The 17,515-nt window shown below is 61.2% G+C and carries 14 protein-coding genes and 2 pseudogenes; 6 read left to right on the top strand and 10 right to left on the bottom strand.

The window, feature by feature from the left end; translation table 11 throughout:
- The first annotated feature begins 24 nt into the window (after positions 1 to 24).
- From ACZ1HA_RS20770 to ACZ1HA_RS20795, 6 genes and pseudogenes are all read left to right on the top strand, one after another.
- Positions 25 to 1,117: pseudogene (locus tag ACZ1HA_RS20770) on the top strand (cupin domain-containing protein).
- A 76-nt stretch (positions 1,118 to 1,193) separates the two neighbouring features.
- Positions 1,194 to 1,583 (top strand): cytidine deaminase, encoded by a 390-nt coding sequence (locus ACZ1HA_RS20775; protein WP_472715250.1) that lies wholly within the window; start codon positions 1,194 to 1,196, stop codon positions 1,581 to 1,583.
- A gap of 1 nt (position 1,584) precedes the next feature.
- Positions 1,585 to 2,895: a thymidine phosphorylase gene (locus ACZ1HA_RS20780; protein WP_472715251.1), complete on the top strand. Its 1,311-nt coding sequence runs from the start codon at positions 1,585 to 1,587 to the stop codon at positions 2,893 to 2,895.
- Complete coding sequence (locus ACZ1HA_RS20785; RefSeq protein WP_472715252.1) at positions 2,895 to 4,088, top strand: phosphopentomutase; 1,194 nt, start codon at positions 2,895 to 2,897, stop codon at positions 4,086 to 4,088. The genes ACZ1HA_RS20780 and ACZ1HA_RS20785 overlap by 1 nt, the downstream gene beginning before the upstream one ends.
- Positions 4,089 to 4,173: 85 nt before the next feature.
- Positions 4,174 to 4,806 carry a uracil phosphoribosyltransferase gene (upp, locus tag ACZ1HA_RS20790; RefSeq protein ID WP_375228826.1) on the top strand — a complete coding sequence of 211 codons (633 nt, stop codon included), beginning with the start codon at positions 4,174 to 4,176 and terminating at the stop codon, positions 4,804 to 4,806.
- Positions 4,807 to 4,892: 86 nt separating this feature from the next.
- Positions 4,893 to 5,585, top strand: coding sequence for a hypothetical protein (locus tag ACZ1HA_RS20795; protein ID WP_472715253.1), 693 nt, complete (start codon positions 4,893 to 4,895; stop codon positions 5,583 to 5,585).
- A 7-nt stretch (positions 5,586 to 5,592) separates the two neighbouring features.
- On the opposite strand, the gene ACZ1HA_RS20800 is transcribed toward ACZ1HA_RS20795, so the two are convergent.
- From ACZ1HA_RS20800 to ACZ1HA_RS20845, 10 genes and pseudogenes are all read right to left on the bottom strand, one after another.
- On the bottom strand, positions 5,593 to 6,606 hold the full coding sequence (locus ACZ1HA_RS20800; protein WP_472715254.1) for a hypothetical protein: 1,014 nt from the start codon (positions 6,604 to 6,606) through the stop codon (positions 5,593 to 5,595).
- A gap of 80 nt (positions 6,607 to 6,686) precedes the next feature.
- Entirely contained in the window at positions 6,687 to 8,315 is a 1,629-nt protein-coding gene (locus tag ACZ1HA_RS20805) for an AMP-binding protein (RefSeq protein ID WP_472715255.1), read from the bottom strand.
- 185 nt (positions 8,316 to 8,500) lie between these two features.
- Positions 8,501 to 10,699 (bottom strand): 3-hydroxyacyl-CoA dehydrogenase NAD-binding domain-containing protein, encoded by a 2,199-nt coding sequence (locus ACZ1HA_RS20810; protein ID WP_472715256.1) that lies wholly within the window; start codon positions 10,697 to 10,699, stop codon positions 8,501 to 8,503.
- A gap of 1 nt (position 10,700) precedes the next feature.
- Positions 10,701 to 11,639, bottom strand: a complete 939-nt coding sequence (locus ACZ1HA_RS20815) for a hypothetical protein (protein ID WP_472715257.1) — start codon at positions 11,637 to 11,639, stop codon at positions 10,701 to 10,703.
- 9 nt (positions 11,640 to 11,648) lie between these two features.
- Complete coding sequence (locus ACZ1HA_RS20820) at positions 11,649 to 12,860, bottom strand: acetyl-CoA C-acetyltransferase (protein WP_472715258.1); 1,212 nt, start codon at positions 12,858 to 12,860, stop codon at positions 11,649 to 11,651.
- Positions 12,861 to 12,896: 36 nt separating this feature from the next.
- Positions 12,897 to 13,535, bottom strand: a complete 639-nt coding sequence (locus tag ACZ1HA_RS20825) for a glutathione S-transferase family protein (RefSeq protein ID WP_436397939.1) — start codon at positions 13,533 to 13,535, stop codon at positions 12,897 to 12,899.
- A gap of 30 nt (positions 13,536 to 13,565) precedes the next feature.
- Positions 13,566 to 14,714, bottom strand: coding sequence for an acyl-CoA dehydrogenase family protein (locus tag ACZ1HA_RS20830; RefSeq protein ID WP_472715259.1), 1,149 nt, complete (start codon positions 14,712 to 14,714; stop codon positions 13,566 to 13,568).
- Between the two features lie 25 nt (positions 14,715 to 14,739).
- Positions 14,740 to 14,952, bottom strand: a complete 213-nt coding sequence (locus tag ACZ1HA_RS20835) for a hypothetical protein (RefSeq protein WP_375228820.1) — start codon at positions 14,950 to 14,952, stop codon at positions 14,740 to 14,742.
- A 54-nt stretch (positions 14,953 to 15,006) separates the two neighbouring features.
- Positions 15,007 to 16,788, bottom strand: a complete 1,782-nt coding sequence (locus tag ACZ1HA_RS20840) for an acyl-CoA dehydrogenase C-terminal domain-containing protein (protein ID WP_472715260.1) — start codon at positions 16,786 to 16,788, stop codon at positions 15,007 to 15,009.
- A 35-nt stretch (positions 16,789 to 16,823) separates the two neighbouring features.
- A pseudogene (locus ACZ1HA_RS20845) lies at positions 16,824 to 17,226 on the bottom strand (MerR family transcriptional regulator).
- Between the last annotated feature and the right edge of the window lie 289 nt (positions 17,227 to 17,515).

A 17,515-nucleotide genomic window follows, 5' to 3' on the forward strand; every position in this document is an offset into this window, starting at 1 on the left:
TGCGCGCAGAATTGTGAGGTGCGGATGACAGAGATCAGAGCAGAGGTGCGCCTGCCGACGCAGGAGCTGCGCGCGGATATTCCGTTTTTTACCAAAGTGCTCGGCATGCGGATGGACATGATTTACCCCGCAGATGATCCGTCTGTTGCGGTTTTTTCGGGGCATGGTCTGCGGGTCAGGGTGGAAAAAGGAGCCGCGGAGGCGCACTGGGACGCTGCGCATTCTGACGGAGGATCCGGACGGCTTTGCAGATGGGGCGCGGACCCTGACGGCCCCCAACGGCACACGGGTTGAGATCGCCCCGCTGCAGGAGCCACTGGTGATGCCCGAGACGGTGCACTCCTTTGTGGTGCGGCGCCTGGCGGATCAGGCGCCCTGGATCATCGGGCGGGCCGGCATGCATTACCGCGATCTGATCCCCGACCGGCTGGGCGGATCCATCATTGCCAGTCACATCCGCATTCCGGACGGCGGGCCGGTGCCGGACATGGTGCATTATCATACGGTCGGGTTTCAGCTGATTTTCTGTTACCGGGGCTGGGTTGATCTGGTGTACGAGGATCAGGGCGAGCCGTTCCGGCTGCATGCGGGAAACTGTGTGATCCAGCCGCCGGAAATCCGTCATCGGGTTCTGTTTGCCTCTGACAATATCGAGGTGATCGAGATCGGTGTGCCCGCCGAGCATGTGACGACCATTGATCACGAGATGGAACTGCCCAATGGTCCGGCCAGGCCGGATCGCGTTTTTCAGGGGCAGCGTTTTGTGCATCACAAGGCGGAGGAGGCAGACTGGGCACCGTTCCGCATCCCCGGGTTTCAGAGCCGCGATACAACCATTGCACAGCACACCGGCAATGTGGCGGGCGTTCATGTGGTCCGGCCCGGAGAGGGAGCCGCCGCGGTGACCCGTCACAACAGTGATATCCTGTTCACTTTTGTTATGGAGGGGCGCATGACGCTGACGGCAGAGGGGCGTGCAGCGCATGACCTGGAAGCGGGCGATGCCTTTGTGATTCCGCCGGATATGGCCGTGGGATATGAGAATGTTTCCGGTGATCTTGAGTTGCTGGAGGTTTCCTTGCCGGGTGTTTTTGAAACGACGGTGCAATCGTCGTAAAAACGGTGATGTGCACTTGCAAACTGCCCTGTGCGGCGACAGGCTGTTGGTTCGGTGCAGTTGAGAAAGCGATGTGATGAGTCTGCAGAAAGCGGCAACAGAAGTGCGTGAAAACGCCTATGCGCCCTATTCGGGTTTTCAGGTCGGGGCGGCTGTGCGCGGTGCGTCGGGCACCATTTATGCGGGCTGTAACGTGGAAAACGTGGCCTATCCGGAGGGCACCTGTGCCGAGGCGGGGGCGATTGCGGCGATGGTGGCGGCGGGCGAGACGCGCCTGACCGGTGTGTATGTGATCGCGGGGTCGCCGATGCCTGTGACCCCCTGTGGTGGCTGTCGTCAGAAGCTGGCGGAATTCGGGGCGCCGGATGTGGTTGTGACCATGGCGACGACCGGCGGTGTGGAGCAGGAAACAACCATTGGCGATCTGCTGCCGGGGGTATTCAGCGCCAGCCATATGGACGGGTGACATGACGGACGCGCGCAGCATTCTGGGCCGTTTGCGGCACGGCGCGACCCTGGGCGCAGAGGATCTGGCGTGGATGGCGCAGGGCCTGGCTGATGGTACGGTCAGTGATGCCCAGGCGGGTGCTTTTGCGATGGGCATCTGTGCGCATGGCCTGGATGAGGCGGGCCGGGTGGCCCTGACGCTGGCGATGCGTGACAGCGGTAAAGTGCTGGGCTGGAACCTTGGCGGGCCGGTGCTCGACAAGCATTCCACGGGTGGAGTCGGAGATTGCGTCTCGCTGCTGCTGGCCCCTGCGCTTGCCGCCTGCGGGGCCTGGGTGCCGATGATATCGGGCCGGGGGCTGGGGCATACGGGCGGCACGCTTGACAAGCTGGAGGCCATTCCGGGTCTGATCACTCAGCATGACGAGAGCAGGTTCCGCCAGATCGTGCACGAAGCCGGATGTGCGATCGTGGGGGCCAGTGCGGATATCGCGCCGGCGGACAAACGTCTTTACGCGGTGCGCGACGTGACCTCGACCGTGGACAGCCTTGATCTGATCACAGCGTCCATTCTGTCAAAGAAACTGGCCGGTGGGCTGGATGGTCTGGTCCTGGATGTCAAAACCGGCAGCGGTGCTTTTATGAAAGATGCAGACACTGCCCGCGCGCTGGCCCGCGCGCTTGTTGACACGGCAAACGCAGCAGGTTGCCCGACCACGGCGGTGATCAGTGATATGAGCCAGCCGCTGGCACCGGCCCTCGGGAATGCGCTGGAGGTGGCGGAGGTTGTGTGTGTGCTGAACGGTGAGATCCGTGGCCCGCTGGTGGAGATATCCGCAGCGCTGGGCGGTGTATTGCTGGCCAACGCGGGCCTGGCGGAGGATGTCCAGGCCGGTGCTGACGCGATTGATGACGCGATCCGTGACGGACGCGCTGCCGAGCGGTTCGGGCGTATGGTGGCCGCGATGGGCGGGCCTGTGCGGTTTCTGGAAAACAGCGCGCGGTTTCTTCCGGAGGCAAATGTGATCCGCGAGATCACGGCGCGCGAAAGTGGCTGGGTCGGTGCCATCGACGGAGAGGCGCTGGGCATGGCGGTTGTGTCACTGGGCGGGGGGCGCCGTGTAGAAAGCGACCGCGTTGATCCGGCGGTTGGTCTTGCCGGAGTTGTCCGCCTTGGCGAGCACGTTACCCGGGGACAGCCACTGGCAGTGGTGCATGCGGCGCGCTCTGAGGCTGCTGATGCCGCAGCTGCCGTGGTACGAAATGCGATCACACTGCAGGACAGTGCGCCAGTGGATCTTCCGGATCTGATCCTGGAAAGGATAGACTGATGCCCCGTGCGTTTCTGGTTGTGATGGATTCGGTCGGGATCGGTGGCGCGCCCGATGCGGACCTGTTTTTCAACGGGAATGTCCCCGATACCGGGTCAAATACCGTCGGTCATATCGCCGAGGCCTGTGCGCGCGGCGAGGCAAAAGTGGGCCGGCAGGGGCCGCTGATGCTGCCCAATCTGGACAACCTCGGTCTTGGCCGGGCGGTACATCTGGCGTGCGGGGTGGCGGCTCCGGGGCTGGGCCGTGAGCCGTTGGGGCTCTGGGGCGCGGCAACGGAGTTGTCACGGGGCAAGGACACGCCATCGGGACACTGGGAGCTTGCAGGATTGCCGGTGCCCTGGGACTGGCATTATTTCCCGGATGAGACGCCGGCATTTCCGGATGAGATCGTGGCCCGTGTCTGTGCGATATCCGGTGCAGACGGCATTCTGGGCAACTGTCACGCGTCGGGTACAGAGATCATCGCGCAACACGGCGCGGAGCATGTGCGGACAGGCCAGCCCATTTGTTATACCTCAGCAGACTCGGTGTTTCAGATCGCGGCGCATGAGGAACACTTTGGCCTTGAGGCGCTGCTGCATCTGTGTTCGGAGCTTGCACCGGATCTGCACGCGATGAAGGTGGGGCGGGTCATTGCGCGGCCTTTCACAGGCGACGCGGAAACCGGGTTCACGCGTACGCCTAACCGCCGTGATTATGCGATCCGGCCGCCGAAGAAACTGCTTACCAACTGGGTTCAGGACGCAGGCGGGCATGTCAGCGCCATTGGTAAGATCGGTGACATTTTTTCAATGACCGGCATTGATGACGTCAGAAAAGGCACGGATTCCGAGCTGATGCGGTACCTGAAGGATGCCGTGCGCACAGCCATTGACGGCAGCCTGACCTTTGCTAATTTCGTCGAATTTGACAGTCTCTATGGCCACCGGCGTGATGTATCGGGCTATGCCCGGGCGCTTGAATGGTTCGATACCGAGATCGGTGATGTGATCGCCGCACTGCGCCCCGGTGACCTGCTGGTGCTGACGGCGGATCACGGCAACGATCCGACCTGGAAGGGCACCGATCACACGCGCGAACGGGTTCCGGTTCTGGTCGCGGGCAAGGGCGGTGGTACGCTGGGGCAGATCGGCTTTACCGATGTGGCCGGACTTGTTGCGCATCATCTGGGGATCGATGCACCGGTCTGAGGCAGGCGTCTGAAACCACGCGGTGGAGCCTTGCGGGCCTGTGCGGATCGGGGCTAAACGGAATGAAACCTGCAAGGAAGAAATAATGTCTGAACATCTGACCGTCGTTGATCACCCGCTCGTGCAGCACAAACTGACCATCATGCGGGATCAGAAAACCCCGACGGCCGTGTTCCGGCAGCTGCTGCGCGAGATCAGCCAGTTGCTGGCCTATGAGGTGACGCGCGGTCTGCCGATGACCACAAAGCAGATTGAGACGCCGATGCAGACGATGGATGCGCCGACGCTCGACGGCAAGAAGCTTGCGCTGATCTCTATCCTGCGGGCCGGAAACGGGTTGCTGGACGGGGTTCTGGAGCTGATCCCTTCGGCGCGCGTGGGTTTCGTGGGGCTGTACCGCGATGAAGAAACGCTCAGACCCGTACAGTATTATTTCAAGGTGCCGGAAGCCCTGGAAGACCGGCTGGTGATTGCGGTTGATCCGATGCTGGCCACGGGTAATTCGTCGGTGGCGGCGATTGATCTGCTGAAAGAAGCCGGTGCGACGAATATCCGGTTCCTCTGTCTGCTTGCCGCACCCGAGGGAATCGCCCGCATGAAAGAAGCCCATCCGGACGTGCCGATTGTCACAGCTGCGGTCGACGAGCGCCTGAACGACATCGGATACATCGTGCCGGGCCTTGGCGATGCTGGCGACCGGATGTTTGGCACAAAATAATCCGCCTGCAGCCCCGCCAGGGCCGCTGCGGCGCTTGCCTTGGCGCGGTGGCTGAGGCATCGTCTCCATATCTTGTGGGGGCAATGATGATACTTACCAGAACTATTGCGGTTGTTGCGCTGGCTGCCGGCATGATGACCACGGTCGGCACCGTTTCGGCTCAGGACAGCCTGCGTCCGAGCGAGTTTCCTCCGGTGACATTCCGAGGCAAACAATATGTCGACAGTGCGGGGTGTGTCTTTACCCGCGTCGGCGTAGATGACGCTGTCCGCTGGGCACCGCGGGTTGACCGCAACCGCCAGCAGATCTGTGGCCGTGCACCTACGTTCGATACCCCGGCGCAACCCGGAAAGACGGCTCCGGTGCCGGTTCCTGCGGCGGGCGGGACAACCATCGCAGCCGCACCAGAGCCCGCGGCAGAGACTGTTGTGGCCGCGGCAACGCCCGCCGCAACCCCCCAAAAACCGCGCAGGAAAAAAACATCGTCCGCGCGCCGGGCACAGGTCCAGGGCACGCCCGCGCTTCAGAGTGTCGCTGGTATTGTCGTGACACCGGAGACGGCGCAGGCGCTCGGGATCAGCGGATCAGCACGTGTTCTGCCAAAGCATGTTTTCGAAGAACGCCGCGATTTCAAACCGGTGCGCGTGCCCAAAGGGTACCGCAAGGCGTGGAACGACGGGCGCATGAACCCGCGTCGGGCCGAACAGACGCTGGCGGGTCACGCTAGGATGCAGGAAACCTGGACGCTGACAACGCCTATGGTTGAGCCAGACCGCTGAGCAGCCGTCAGCCGCCGCAGATCCCCTGCAGGCGGAGCCAGTCCGCATCGCTGAGAAGTTCGGCAGGCTCTTTGCCGGACATCGGATCCCCCTCGATCAGCGGCAGAACCGTTTCCCCGGTGATATCGCGCGCATAGGCATAGGGCGTGCTGCGCACAGAGGCCGTGGCAAAGACATCCAGCAGTCCGCTCATCGCCGGTTGCGCCCGGGTTCCGGTCAGCAGGTGTTCGGCGTAGCGGTCCAGCGTGTCGCCTTCGAGCCGTCCGGTGGTGAGCAGCCGGAAACCGGACCAGGTGCCGGTGACCTCCAGCAGATCGCGCAGCGGATCTGACTGCCGGGCCATGGTGTGTGCTGCCAGGGCAAATCCGGCCACCACATCCGGTTCCTCATAGTCTTCGACCAGGGCACGGTCCATGACGATCCTGCCCCCGGGCAGATGCAGACTGGTGCCGATGATCCCGGGCACCATGCTGATCGGCCCTGTCCCCAGCCGTGCCCGCAGGTCGCGCAGCGCGCGGGTGCCTGCGGGATCAGAACAGGCGGGCCCGGTCATACGTTCGATGCGCACCATCAGCGCATCACCGATTTCGGCGCGTTTGACCTGGGGGACGACCGAGACGGTGTGGCTGATCAGAGCGCCGGGCAGCCAGAAGAGTGCCAGGGCTGCGACGAGTGCCAGCGACAGCAGCATCCCCGCCCAGCGCAGGCGACCGGGACGCGGGCGTGTCCGCTCTACGGCGCGGCGGAGTTTTTCGATGGCGTCAATCATCTGCGCCTCAGAGGCGTCCAGTTCCAGCGTTTCGCCGGTGTCGCCGTCCGGGTGGAAGATGGCGGGGCGCTGTCCCGGGTTGGCCCTGCGGATCGCAGCCAGGGACCAGTGCGTAATCGGCTTGTCGCGCATGTCTGAGATGGTCAGCGTGGCTTCTCCGACGGAAATAACGACCTCGCGGCGCTGGTCCTGCGGCGACGCGCGCCACAACCCGCTCGCTTCGAGCCTTGCGTATTTCGTCAGAGCCGTCATTGCGGTGATGTCTGCCCGTTCCCTCTCGCGGGCAGTCTAACACCGGCAGACCCCGGACGAAACGGCAATGGCGGGTCGCGTCAGAGAGTTTTGGCCAGTTTGCGCAGCTCAAACTTCTGAATCTTGCCGGTCGATGTCTTGGGCAGTTCCCTGAACTCGACATGTTTCGGGGCTTTGAAGCCGGCAAGTGTCTGGCGCGAAAAGGCAATCAGTGCGGCCGCGTCTCCTGTGGCGCCCGGTTTCAGCTCGACAAAGGCACAGGGCACTTCGCCCCACTTTTCATCCGGTTTGGCCACCACTGCGGCGAGCAGGACATCGTCGTGTTCCATCAGCACGCCCTCAACCTCGACCGAGGAGATGTTTTCACCGCCCGAAATGATGATGTCTTTGGCCCGGTCCGCGATCTGCAGATAGCCGTCCGCGTGCTGGACAGCGATATCACCCGAATGAAAGTACCCGCCCTCAAAGCTTTCGCGGGTGGCTTCGGGGTTTTTGTAATACCCTTTCATCACCGCGTTCCCGCGGATCATGATCTCGCCCTGGGCTTCGCCGTCCATGGGGATCTGCTGCATATCCGCGTCCAGCGCCGTGATGTGTTCCATCATGGGGAAGGCCACACCCTGCCGCGCCTTGACTGCGGCGCGCTCCGGCTTGTCCAGATCATCCCAGTCGGCACCGCGCCAGAGGCATTCGGTCACGTGACCGTAGGTCTCGGTCAGCCCGTAGACCTGGGTCACATTGAACCCCAGCGCCTCAATCTTGGCGAGGGTCGCCGGAGCAGGGGGCGCGCCAGCCGTAAAGACCTCGACAAGGTGATCAAAATCCCGGCGCTCTGTCTCAGAGGCGTTCACGATCATATTCAGCACGATGGGGGCGCCACCGAAATGCGTGACGCCCTCGTCGGCGATGGCGTCATAAATATTGCCTGCAGTGATATCGCGGCAGCACACGATGGTCCCGCCCAGCACCGGCATCATCCATGTGTGGTTCCAGCCGTTGCAGTGAAAGAGCGGCACGATGGTCAGGTAGACCGGGTTCAGTGCCATGCGCCAGCTGATCACCGTGCCCATGGTCATCAGGTAGGCCCCCCGGTGATGATGAACCACGCCCTTGGGGCGCCCGGTCGTGCCGGAGGTGTAGCTGAGCGCGATGCTTTCCCATTCGTCTTCAGGCATGATCCAGTCAAAACCGGGATCGCCCTCGGACAGCAGCGTTTCATATTGCAGGTGGCGGCCGGTGGCGGGGTAGCCTGCGGCGGGGTCGGGCACTTCGATGAGGGTCGGTCCGGGGCCGTCCATTTCAGCGACAGCAGCCTCTGCGAGCTCAATGAACTGGGTGTCGACCAGGGCCAGGCGCGCTTCTCCATGCGCGAAGATGTAGCTGACAGTATCGACATCCAGACGGGTGTTGATGGTGTTCAGAACCGCACCGCAGGCGGGTACGCCAAAATGCGCTTCGGCCTGGGCGGGGATGTTCGGCAGGATCGTGGCAACGACGTCGCCGGATCCGATACCACGGGCAGACAGGCCCGAGGCCAGCCTGCTGCAACGGCCGTAGTATTCGGAATAGGTGACCCGGTGCGTTCCATAGATGACGGCAGGATGATCCGCAAAAACCTGTGAGGCCCGGCGCAGGTGCGACAGAGGCGTCAGCGCCACATGGTTTGCGGCGCATTTGTCCAGCCCCGTCTCGTCTCTCATCCAGCCCATTGTCTCTCTCCCCAGCCGATATGATCGCAGGCAGGTTCTGCCGCAGCGGTCACGATATTGTTTTTGTGGGGATTGAAAAGCCCGCGCGTGGCATTTCGGAGCCGTTCTCAGACCGGACAGGCCGGAAAATGCAAAAGGGGGCCGCGATGGCCCCCCTACTTTGTCGCATTTGGGTTTGCGGCGGTTCAGGCCGCGGCAGCCTGTGTCCCGAAGCGTCCGTAGAAGCTTTGGTTCTTTGACGCCATCTCGCGCAGCAGATCAGGGCAGGAGAAACGCGGGCCGAAAGCATCCGTCAGCTGATCACAGCGTTCGGCGGCATAGGAAGTGCCCAGCATATCCAGCCAGCTGAGCGGGCCACCGGACCACGGGGCAAAACCCCAGCCGAGGATCGCGCCCACGTCACCCTCGCGGATGTCCATCAGCACGCCTTCTTCCAGCGCGCGGACGGCCTCCAGCGTCTGCGCAAACAGAAGGCGGTGCTGCACGTCGATCAGGTCGGGCTGATCGTCACGCGGCGTATACCGGTCGCGCAGACCTTCCCACAGCCCCTGACGTTTGCCCTTTTCGTCGTAGGCATAGAACCCGGCGTTGGCTTTGCGCCCCAGACGGCCCGTCTCTTCCATCCAGAAGATCACCTCGTCGGCGAAGTCGTCATAGGCGTCGCCCATGCCCGCTTTGGTCGCACGGGCGATTTTGGCTCCTAGATCAATCGAGGTTTCGTCTGTGAGCTGCAGCGGTCCCAGGGGCATGCCCACCAGCTTGGCCGCATTTTCAATGAGTGCAGGCTCGACACCTTCCTTGAGCATCCGCACGCCTTCGTTGACATACGGCAGGATGCAGCGGTTGGCATAAAAGAACCGCGCGTCATTGACCACGATCGGGGTTTTGCGGATCTGGCGTACATAATCCAGCGCCTTGGCCACAGCCCTGTCACCGGTGCCTTTGCCCTTGATGATTTCCACCAGCAGCATCTTTTCGACGGGCGAGAAGAAGTGGATACCAATGAACTGTTCCGGGCGGCTTGATGCTTTGGCGAGACCGGTGATCGGCAGAGTGGAGGTATTGGAGGCAAAAATGCAGTCTTCGGGGATCACCGCCTCGACCTTCTGTGTCATTTCGGCCTTGACCTTCGGGTCCTCAAAGACCGCCTCGATGATCAGATCACAGTCTTTCAGCGCATTCAGATCGGTGGTGGCTGTGATCAGCGAGAGCAGCTGTTCCTTTTTCTCCGGCGTTGTTTTTTTCCGCGCAATGCCCTTATCGGCGAATGTCGCGGTGTAGTCCTTGCCGCGGTCTGCCGCTTCCTGGGTCTGGTCGATCAGCACAACCTCGATGCCGGCCTGCGCAGAGACCAGGGAGATGCCTGCTCCCATCATACCGGCACCAAGCACGCCCAGTTTTTTCACGCGCTGATCCGCGACATCTGCCGGGCGCACCGCACCTTTTTCCAGCGCTTCCTTGTTCACAAAGAGCGAGCGGATCATGTTGGACGACGACGGGTTCATCAGTACGTTGGTGAACCAGCGCGCCTCAATTTTCAGGGCGGTGTCAAACGGCACAAGTGCCCCTTCGTAGACCGCCGACAGCAGTGCTTTGGCCGCCGGGTAGACCCCTTGCGTTTTGCCGTTGACCATGGCCGAGGCCCCAACGAAGGTCATAAATCCAGCCGGATGATAGGGGGCGCCGCCGGGCATTTTGTATCCCTTTGCGTCCCAGGGCTTTACCAGGTCCGCGTCTTTGGCATTGAGCACCCAGTCACGCGCGGCCGCCATCGGATCATCGCTGACTTCATCAATCAGGCCCGCGCCCTTTGCTTTGGCCGGGTCCACCAGCTTGCCTTCGAGCAGGAAGGGTGAGGCCGCCATGGCCCCCATTTTGCGCGTCAGGCGGGTGGTGCCACCTGCGCCGGGGAAAATGCCGACCATGATCTCGGGCAGGCCGATTTTGGCCTTTGGATTGGTGGCGGCAAAAATGCGGTGCGTGGAGAGCGGAATTTCCAGACCAATGCCCAGAGCCGTGCCGGGCAGGACGGTCGCAATGGGCTTGCCGCCCTTCTGCGTTTTGGGGTCCATGCCCGCCAGTTCGATTTTGCGCATAATGCGGTGGGCGTTCATGATGCCGTCAAACAGACCTTTGGCCGGGTTGTCGCCCGCCATTTCCTTCATCCGCGCGATCACGTTGAGGTCCATGCCACCGGCAAAACTGTCCGGCTTGCCGGAGGTGATGATGATACCTTTGACCGCGTCGTCGCCGAGGCCTTCGTCGATCAGTGCTTCCAGATCGTCCCAGGCCTCCAGTGTCATCACGTTCATGGACTTCTGTTTCACATCCCAGGTGATGGTGGCGATGCCTTCGGCATCGGTGTTCATTGCGAAATCTGTCATGTTACCTATTCCCTCTTTTCGGGCTGTCTTTTGCTATGTCGATGATGTCGGCAGACGGCAGGCCACCGTGATCCAGATGATCCTGGGTGGTCCAGTTCAGGTGTCCCATGGCCTGCATGATCTTGGTGATGTACCAGAAGCCACCCTCGCGGCGGAACGTCATTGCGCCGGTCCAGGGCGGCACCACATAACGCGCTCCGCTGATCACGTGGGCGCGGTAGGTCGCCAGCATCAGGTTGTCGTCGAGTTTTTCGGCTGTCCGGATCGCACGGGTGATGTCCGTGACGCCGTGAATTTTGAACTCTTTGCGATAGATCGCAAAATCGTCCTTCAGGGTCTGCATGTCTTCGATGATCTGCTGGCCGTAGCGCGTTTCAACGACGAGGGGCAGCATGTAGCTGTCTTTCCATTCGTCGAAATCGCCGTGCAGCAGGGTGCTGTCTGCCTTGTCGAGCATGGTCTGCACGACACGGCGCAGGCGCTGCTCTTCGGTTGTGTCCTCGCGCTGAAACTGCGTGAAGTCACTGTGCGGCAGCAGCTGCCGGTCTTCGGCGCTGATGGTGCTCACATCCTTTGAAATCCGCCAGCGGCCGTTGTCCTGCAGATGCAGTACCCATTTGACCGTATACTCCGGCAGCGCCATACCGTCTGCCGTATACATGACCGTGTCATGATAGCCGGTGATCGTGTCCGGTTCCGACTGATAGGCAAAGCGGCAGATCTGGTCCATGCGAGCAACGTTTTTGCGTCGCAGGGCACCGACAAAATCAGCAAACCCCACCGCGACGTCACGCTCGTTTTCATGCACCAGCGTGCCTTCGGCGGTTGTCATCTGAAACGGTATCGCCATGATCGAGGACCACAGGCGATAATCGTTGTCGAAAACCGCCTTTGAGAGCCGGTCGAGTACAGACTGATATATAGCTTTGGCAGACTGCATGATCCGGTATCAGACCCGTTCGATGATGGTGGCGGCACCCATACCGGACGCGATGCAGAGCGTCGCAAGCCCGGTTTCCTTGTCCGCACGTTCCATTTCATCAAGCAGCGTGCCGATGATCATTGCGCCCGTGGCACCCAGCGGGTGACCCATGGCGATGGAGCCACCATTCACATTGACCCGGTCGTGATCCACATCGAAGGCCTGCATGAACCGAAGGACAACGGATGCAAAGGCTTCGTTGACCTCAAAGAGGTCGATGTCTTTGATATCCATGCCATTATCAGCAAGGATCTTTTGCGTCACGGGCACGGGGCCGGTCAGCATGATGGTCGGATCGGTACCAATTTTCGCCGTTGCGCGGATACGGGCGCGGGGTTTCAACCCATGCTTTTCGCCAAATTCCTTTGAGCCGATCAGCAGCGCCGCCGCGCCGTCCACAATGCCGCTGGAGTTGCCGGCGTGGTGGATGTGGTTGATTTTTTCCAGGTGCGGATATTTCATCAGCGCGACCTTATCAAAACCGGGCATGACCTCGCCCATCGCCTGGAACGCAGGGTTCAGGCCGCCAAGGCTCTGCATGTCGGTCTGCGGACGCATATATTCGTCGTGATCCAGGATCGGCAGGCCGTTCTGGTCGCGGATTTCGATTACCGATTTTGCGAAACGGCCGTCATCCCATGCGGCTTTGGCGCGACGCTGGGATTCAACCGCGAGTTGGTCCGCATCATCGCGGGTAAAGCCGTACTCGGTTGCAATGATGTCGGCGCTGATGCCCTGCGGTACGAAATACTGTTCCATCGCGATCGAAGGGTCCACCGCAATGGCCGCTCCGTCTGAGCCCATGGCCACGCGGCCCATCATTTCGACACCGCCGGCGATATAGCCGTCACCGGCACCGCCGCTGACCTGGTTTGCCGCCAGATTGACCGCTTCCATGCCAGAGGCGCAGAACCGGTTGATCGCCAGACCCGGGATGCGTTCATCAAGGTCCGAGGCCAGCACAGCAGAGCGCGCGAGGCAGCCGCCCTGTTCCATTACCTGGGTCACGTTGCCCCAGATCACGTCCTCGACCGCGTGCCCTTCGAGATTGTTGCGTTCTTTCACGGCGTTCAGCGTCTGCGCAGACAGGCGGAGGGCTGTCACCTCGTGCAGGCTGCCGTCCTTGCGGCCCTTGCCGCGCGGGGTGCGCAGCGCGTCATAGATATAGGCTTCGGTCATCTTCTTCTCCTATGGGTGCTCTGTGCACCCGTCTTGTCAGGCCCGGTCCGCAGGGGAGCCGGGCATCAGGTCGTAAGGGGCTTTCCACCCCGGTGTCTCAGAAATACGGGTGAGCCAGGCATCAATGTTGGGCCAGTCGGCCCGGTCAAAGCCAAAGGGCTCAGGGTAATAAAGGTAGCCGCAGCAGCTGATGTCAGCGTTGGTGATCCCGTCGCCCACAATCCAGTCGCGTCCCTGCAGATGGTCGTTCAGTACTGCATAGGCCGCCTTCAGACGGCCCTGCTGGAAGGCAATCACCTCCTGCGGGCGTTTGTCTTCGGGCAGAAAATTCATCAGGAACCGTGTCATCCCGGCGCCGGAACTGAGCTTGTGATTGTCCCACAGCACCCAGCGCAGGATCTCGCGGCGTTCATGCGCGTCTTTGCCACCGAATTTCCCTGACTTCTCAGATACGTAATCCTGGATCACGCCCGACTGGCTGAGCCGGATATCGCCGTCCACCAGCACTGGCGCCTCGCCCATTTTGTTAACGTCCCGGCGGTATTCCGGTGTGCGGGTCTCGCCTGCAAAAAAGTCGACCTTGACCGCTTCCCAGTCGAGACCGGAAAGCTCCAGCGCCAGAGCCGCTTTGTATGCATTACCGCTTTCGCCAAAACAGTGAAGTTTGATTGTCATGTCAGACGCCCCTCCCAAGGCATTCCGGTGTCAGAGCGACCGTGAAATCAGCTCTTTCATAATCTCATTGGTGCCACCGTAGATGCGTTGCACCCGCGCGTCTGCCCACATTTCCGCGACTGCGTATTCCTGCATAAAGCCGTAGCCGCCATGCAGCTGAACACATTCATCCAGCACCTCACCCTGGGTGTCCGTCAGCCAGTATTTGGCCATGGCCGCCTTTTCGACAGTCAGCTCACCGCGCAGGTGCTCGGTCATGCATTCATCCAGAAACGCGCGGGCCACAGCGGTTTTGGTTTTGCATTCCGCCAGTTTGAACCGTGTGTTCTGGAACTGTGTCAGCGGGCCGCCAAAGGCCTCACGTTCCTTGCAGTAGGAAATAGTGCGCTCGACCGCACCTTCCATCGCGCCAACAGCACCACAGGCAATGATCAGACGCTCCTGCGGTAGCTGCTGCATCATCTGGTAAAACCCCTGGCCCTCGGCACCGCCAAGGATGTTTTCCGGCGGGATTTCCACCCCGTCAAAAAACAGCTCAGAGGTATCGGCCGCGTGCAGTCCCACTTTCTCCAGGTTGCGCCCGCGCTGGAACCCGTCGGCCCCGTCGGTTTCAACAACGACGAGCGAGACGCCCTTTGAGCCCTCGGACGGGTCCGTTTTGGCCGCGACAATGATCAGATTGGCGTGCTGGCCATTGGTGATGAATGTCTTCTGGCCGGAGAGTTTGTACGCGTTCCCATCCCGGATCGCGCGGGTTTTGATGCTTTGCACATCTGATCCGGTGGAGGGTTCGGTCATGGCCAGAGCGCCCACCAACTCGCCGGAAGCCATTTTCGGCAGCCAGCGCTTTTTCTGGTCTTCGGTGCCATAGGCCAGCACGTAATGCGCGACGATCCCGGAATGGATGCCGTGCCCCCAGCTTGCCAGATTGGCCCGGCTTGCTTCGATCAGAATGGCGGCCTCGTGGCCGAAATCACCACCGGCGCCGCCGTATTCTTCGGGCACGGACGGGCACAACAGTCCCAGCTCCCCGGCCTCGGCCCATGTGCTGCGGTCCATTTCGCCCTGTTTGCGCCAGGTCTCAAACCGCGGCGCCCATTCGTTGGAGATGAACTGAGCCGTCATGTCCGCGATCATGCGGTGTTCGTCGGTCATCCAGGCAGTCGGGCTGGTATTCATGGTGCTCCCCCCGGGGTCCGTCAGGTCAGCGCTTGCGCGCATCAAGTTCCGCATTGAAGAGCCGCAGCCGGTGGCCAAAGGTCTCTTCGTTGATCACGCTGTCGAAGTTTTCGAACAGAAAGGACAGCGCTTCACCCTCATCAAGACCGGCCTCCGATGCAAATCGTTTCAGCCGCCGGTACCCGTCTTCCGTCATGGCAACGGGAAATCGGCGTGTCAGGCGGAAACGTTTCGGCATCCGGGTCTCCCGGTTCAGGTGTGGTCAGAGGCGCGGACAGGCCGCGCCCCCGCATCAGAAGTTTGCCGCATCCAGCGCCATCACCGTGTCCGCGCCGGTCTGGATACGCGACAGGTGCAGGGCAGTGCCGGGCAGCTGACGTGCCATATAGTAGCGGCCGGTGTTCAGCTTTGTCTCGTAAAACGCGACGTCGGAAGCACCGGAGGCGAGGGCATCCCGTGCCGCCTTGCCCATCTTTGCCCACATCAGGCCGAGGCAGACATGCCCGAACAGGTGCATGAAGTCATAGGAGCCCGACAGCGCGTTGTTGGGGTTTTTCATACCGTTCTGCATGAAATACATACCCGCGGCCTGCAGGTCCTTGGACGCGGATTTAAGCGGTTCTAGGAACTGCGCGTCAAACGCCTCGTCCTGACCTGCGTTCTCTTTGATGAAGCTTTTGACCAGCTCAAAGAAGGCCATCACGTGTTTGCCACCATCCTGTGCGAGTTTGCGGCCCACCAGATCCAGCGCCTGCACGCCGTTTGCGCCTTCGTAGATCATAGCGATCCGGGCATCGCGGGTGAACTGGGACATGCCCCATTCCTCGATATAGCCGTGGCCGCCATAGACCTGCTGTGCCTTGATGGTCATGTCGTAGCCCTGGTCAGTCAGGAAGCCTTTGATGACGGGGGTCAGCAGCGACACAAGGCCGTCCGCATCAGCGTCACCCGAACGGTGGGCTGCGTCGATCATCGTGGAGCCCCAGAGGATGAACGCACGTGCGGCTTCGGCAAAGCTCTTCTGATCCATCAGCGAACGGCGGATGTCCGGGTGCACGATCAGCGGATCGGCGGGACCGTCAGGATTTTTGGCGCCGGTCACGTCGCGGCCCTGCAGCCGGTCCTTGGCGTATTCCAGTGCGTTCTGATAGGCGACTTCGGCCTGGCTCAGACCCTGCATGCCCACACCGAGGCGCGCTTCGTTCATCATCGTGAACATCGCGCGCATGCCTTTGTGCTCTTCGCCGAGAAGGTACCCGGTTGCACCGTCATAGTTCATCACGCAGGTGGAGTTGCCGTGGATGCCCATCTTTTCTTCGATTTTACCCACGGCAACGCCGTTCCGCTCTCCCAGGGAACCGTCTTCGTTGACCAGGAACTTCGGCACGATGAACAGAGAGACACCTTTGATGCCCTCCGGTGCGCCGGAGATTTTAGCCAGCACCAGGTGGATGATGTTGTCGGACATGTCGTGCTCGCCAGCCGAGATAAAGATTTTCTGGCCGGTGATTTTGTAGCTGCCATCGTCCTGCGGTTCAGCCTTGGTGCGCATCAGACCCAGATCGGTCCCGCAGTGCGGTTCCGTCAGGTTCATCGTACCGGTCCAGTCGCAGGCGACCATCTTCGGCAGATACGTTTCTTTCTGCTGCTGGCTGCCGTGCGCAAGGATGGCAGAGGCCGCACCGTGGGTCAGGCCCTGGTACATCGTGAAGGCCATGTTTGCGGACGAGAACATCTCGCCCACTGCTGTGCCGATCACGCAGGGCATGTTCTGACCGCCGAATTCCTCGGGCATGTCGAGACCGGGCCAGCCGCCTTCCTTGACCTGTTCAAAGGCCGCTTTGAAACCGGTGGGCGTGCGGACCACGCCGTTCTCCAGGCGGCAGCCTTCGGTGTCGCCCACCACGTTGAGCGGCGCGAGCACTTCTGACGTCAGCTTGCCAGCTTCTTCCAGAATGGCCGACGTGAAATCGGCTTCCAGTTCGTCATAGCCGGGAATGGTCTGGCCGGTGACGTTGAGAACATCGTGCAGGATAAACTGCATGTCTTTGGTAGGTGGTGTGTAGCCGGGCATCGGTCTCTCCCTGATACGAAAACTGTCGTTTCTGTTTATTCGGCGGCTTTGGGCGCCTTGTTCATCGAGGCGAGCATCTGCTCGCCCCATTTCAGCTGATCTCTGAGCTCGTCGATGGCGTCGTTGAGGGCGTCGCGCTGTTCAACGAGGCTGGCCAGACGACGCTGTGCAACATCAAAGGTCGCCATCATCTGCGTGCGCTGCTGATCGCCTGCGTCGTAGAGGTCGAGAAGCTGGCGGATTTCCTCGAGGCTGAAGCCAAAACGCTTGCCGCGCAGGATGAGCTTCAGGCGCGCCCGGTCACGGCGGGTGAAAAGACGTTTCTGGCCCTCACGGACCGGGAACAGCAGCTCTTTGGATTCTGTAGAACCGCAACGTTCGCGGCGTGACATCAAAGGCGTCACACATCTCGCGGATTGTCATATAGGTCTCGGACATAAGCTTCACTCTAGTGGCGTCGGATTACGCCTCAGTTAAGGATTGGGTCCTCTGCTACAACACCGGTTCACGTTTACGTAACCCGAACGTTGCGTCACTTTGGAAGCGGACTTAACGGCACCCTGATATGTGGCATGTTTTTGCCTGTGTGCCCGACTGCCCGGGCTAGCGGTCTCTGTCCGGCATCGCCTGTGTGAAGCCTTCCGCCTGCGACATCAGCGTGGCAGGGCAATCGTTTCCGGGTGTCCGGCGAAGGCTGGCTGACATGCGGAGGCTTCGGGTGTGATTT

This window comes from Roseobacter sp. S87, from assembly GCF_055693285.1.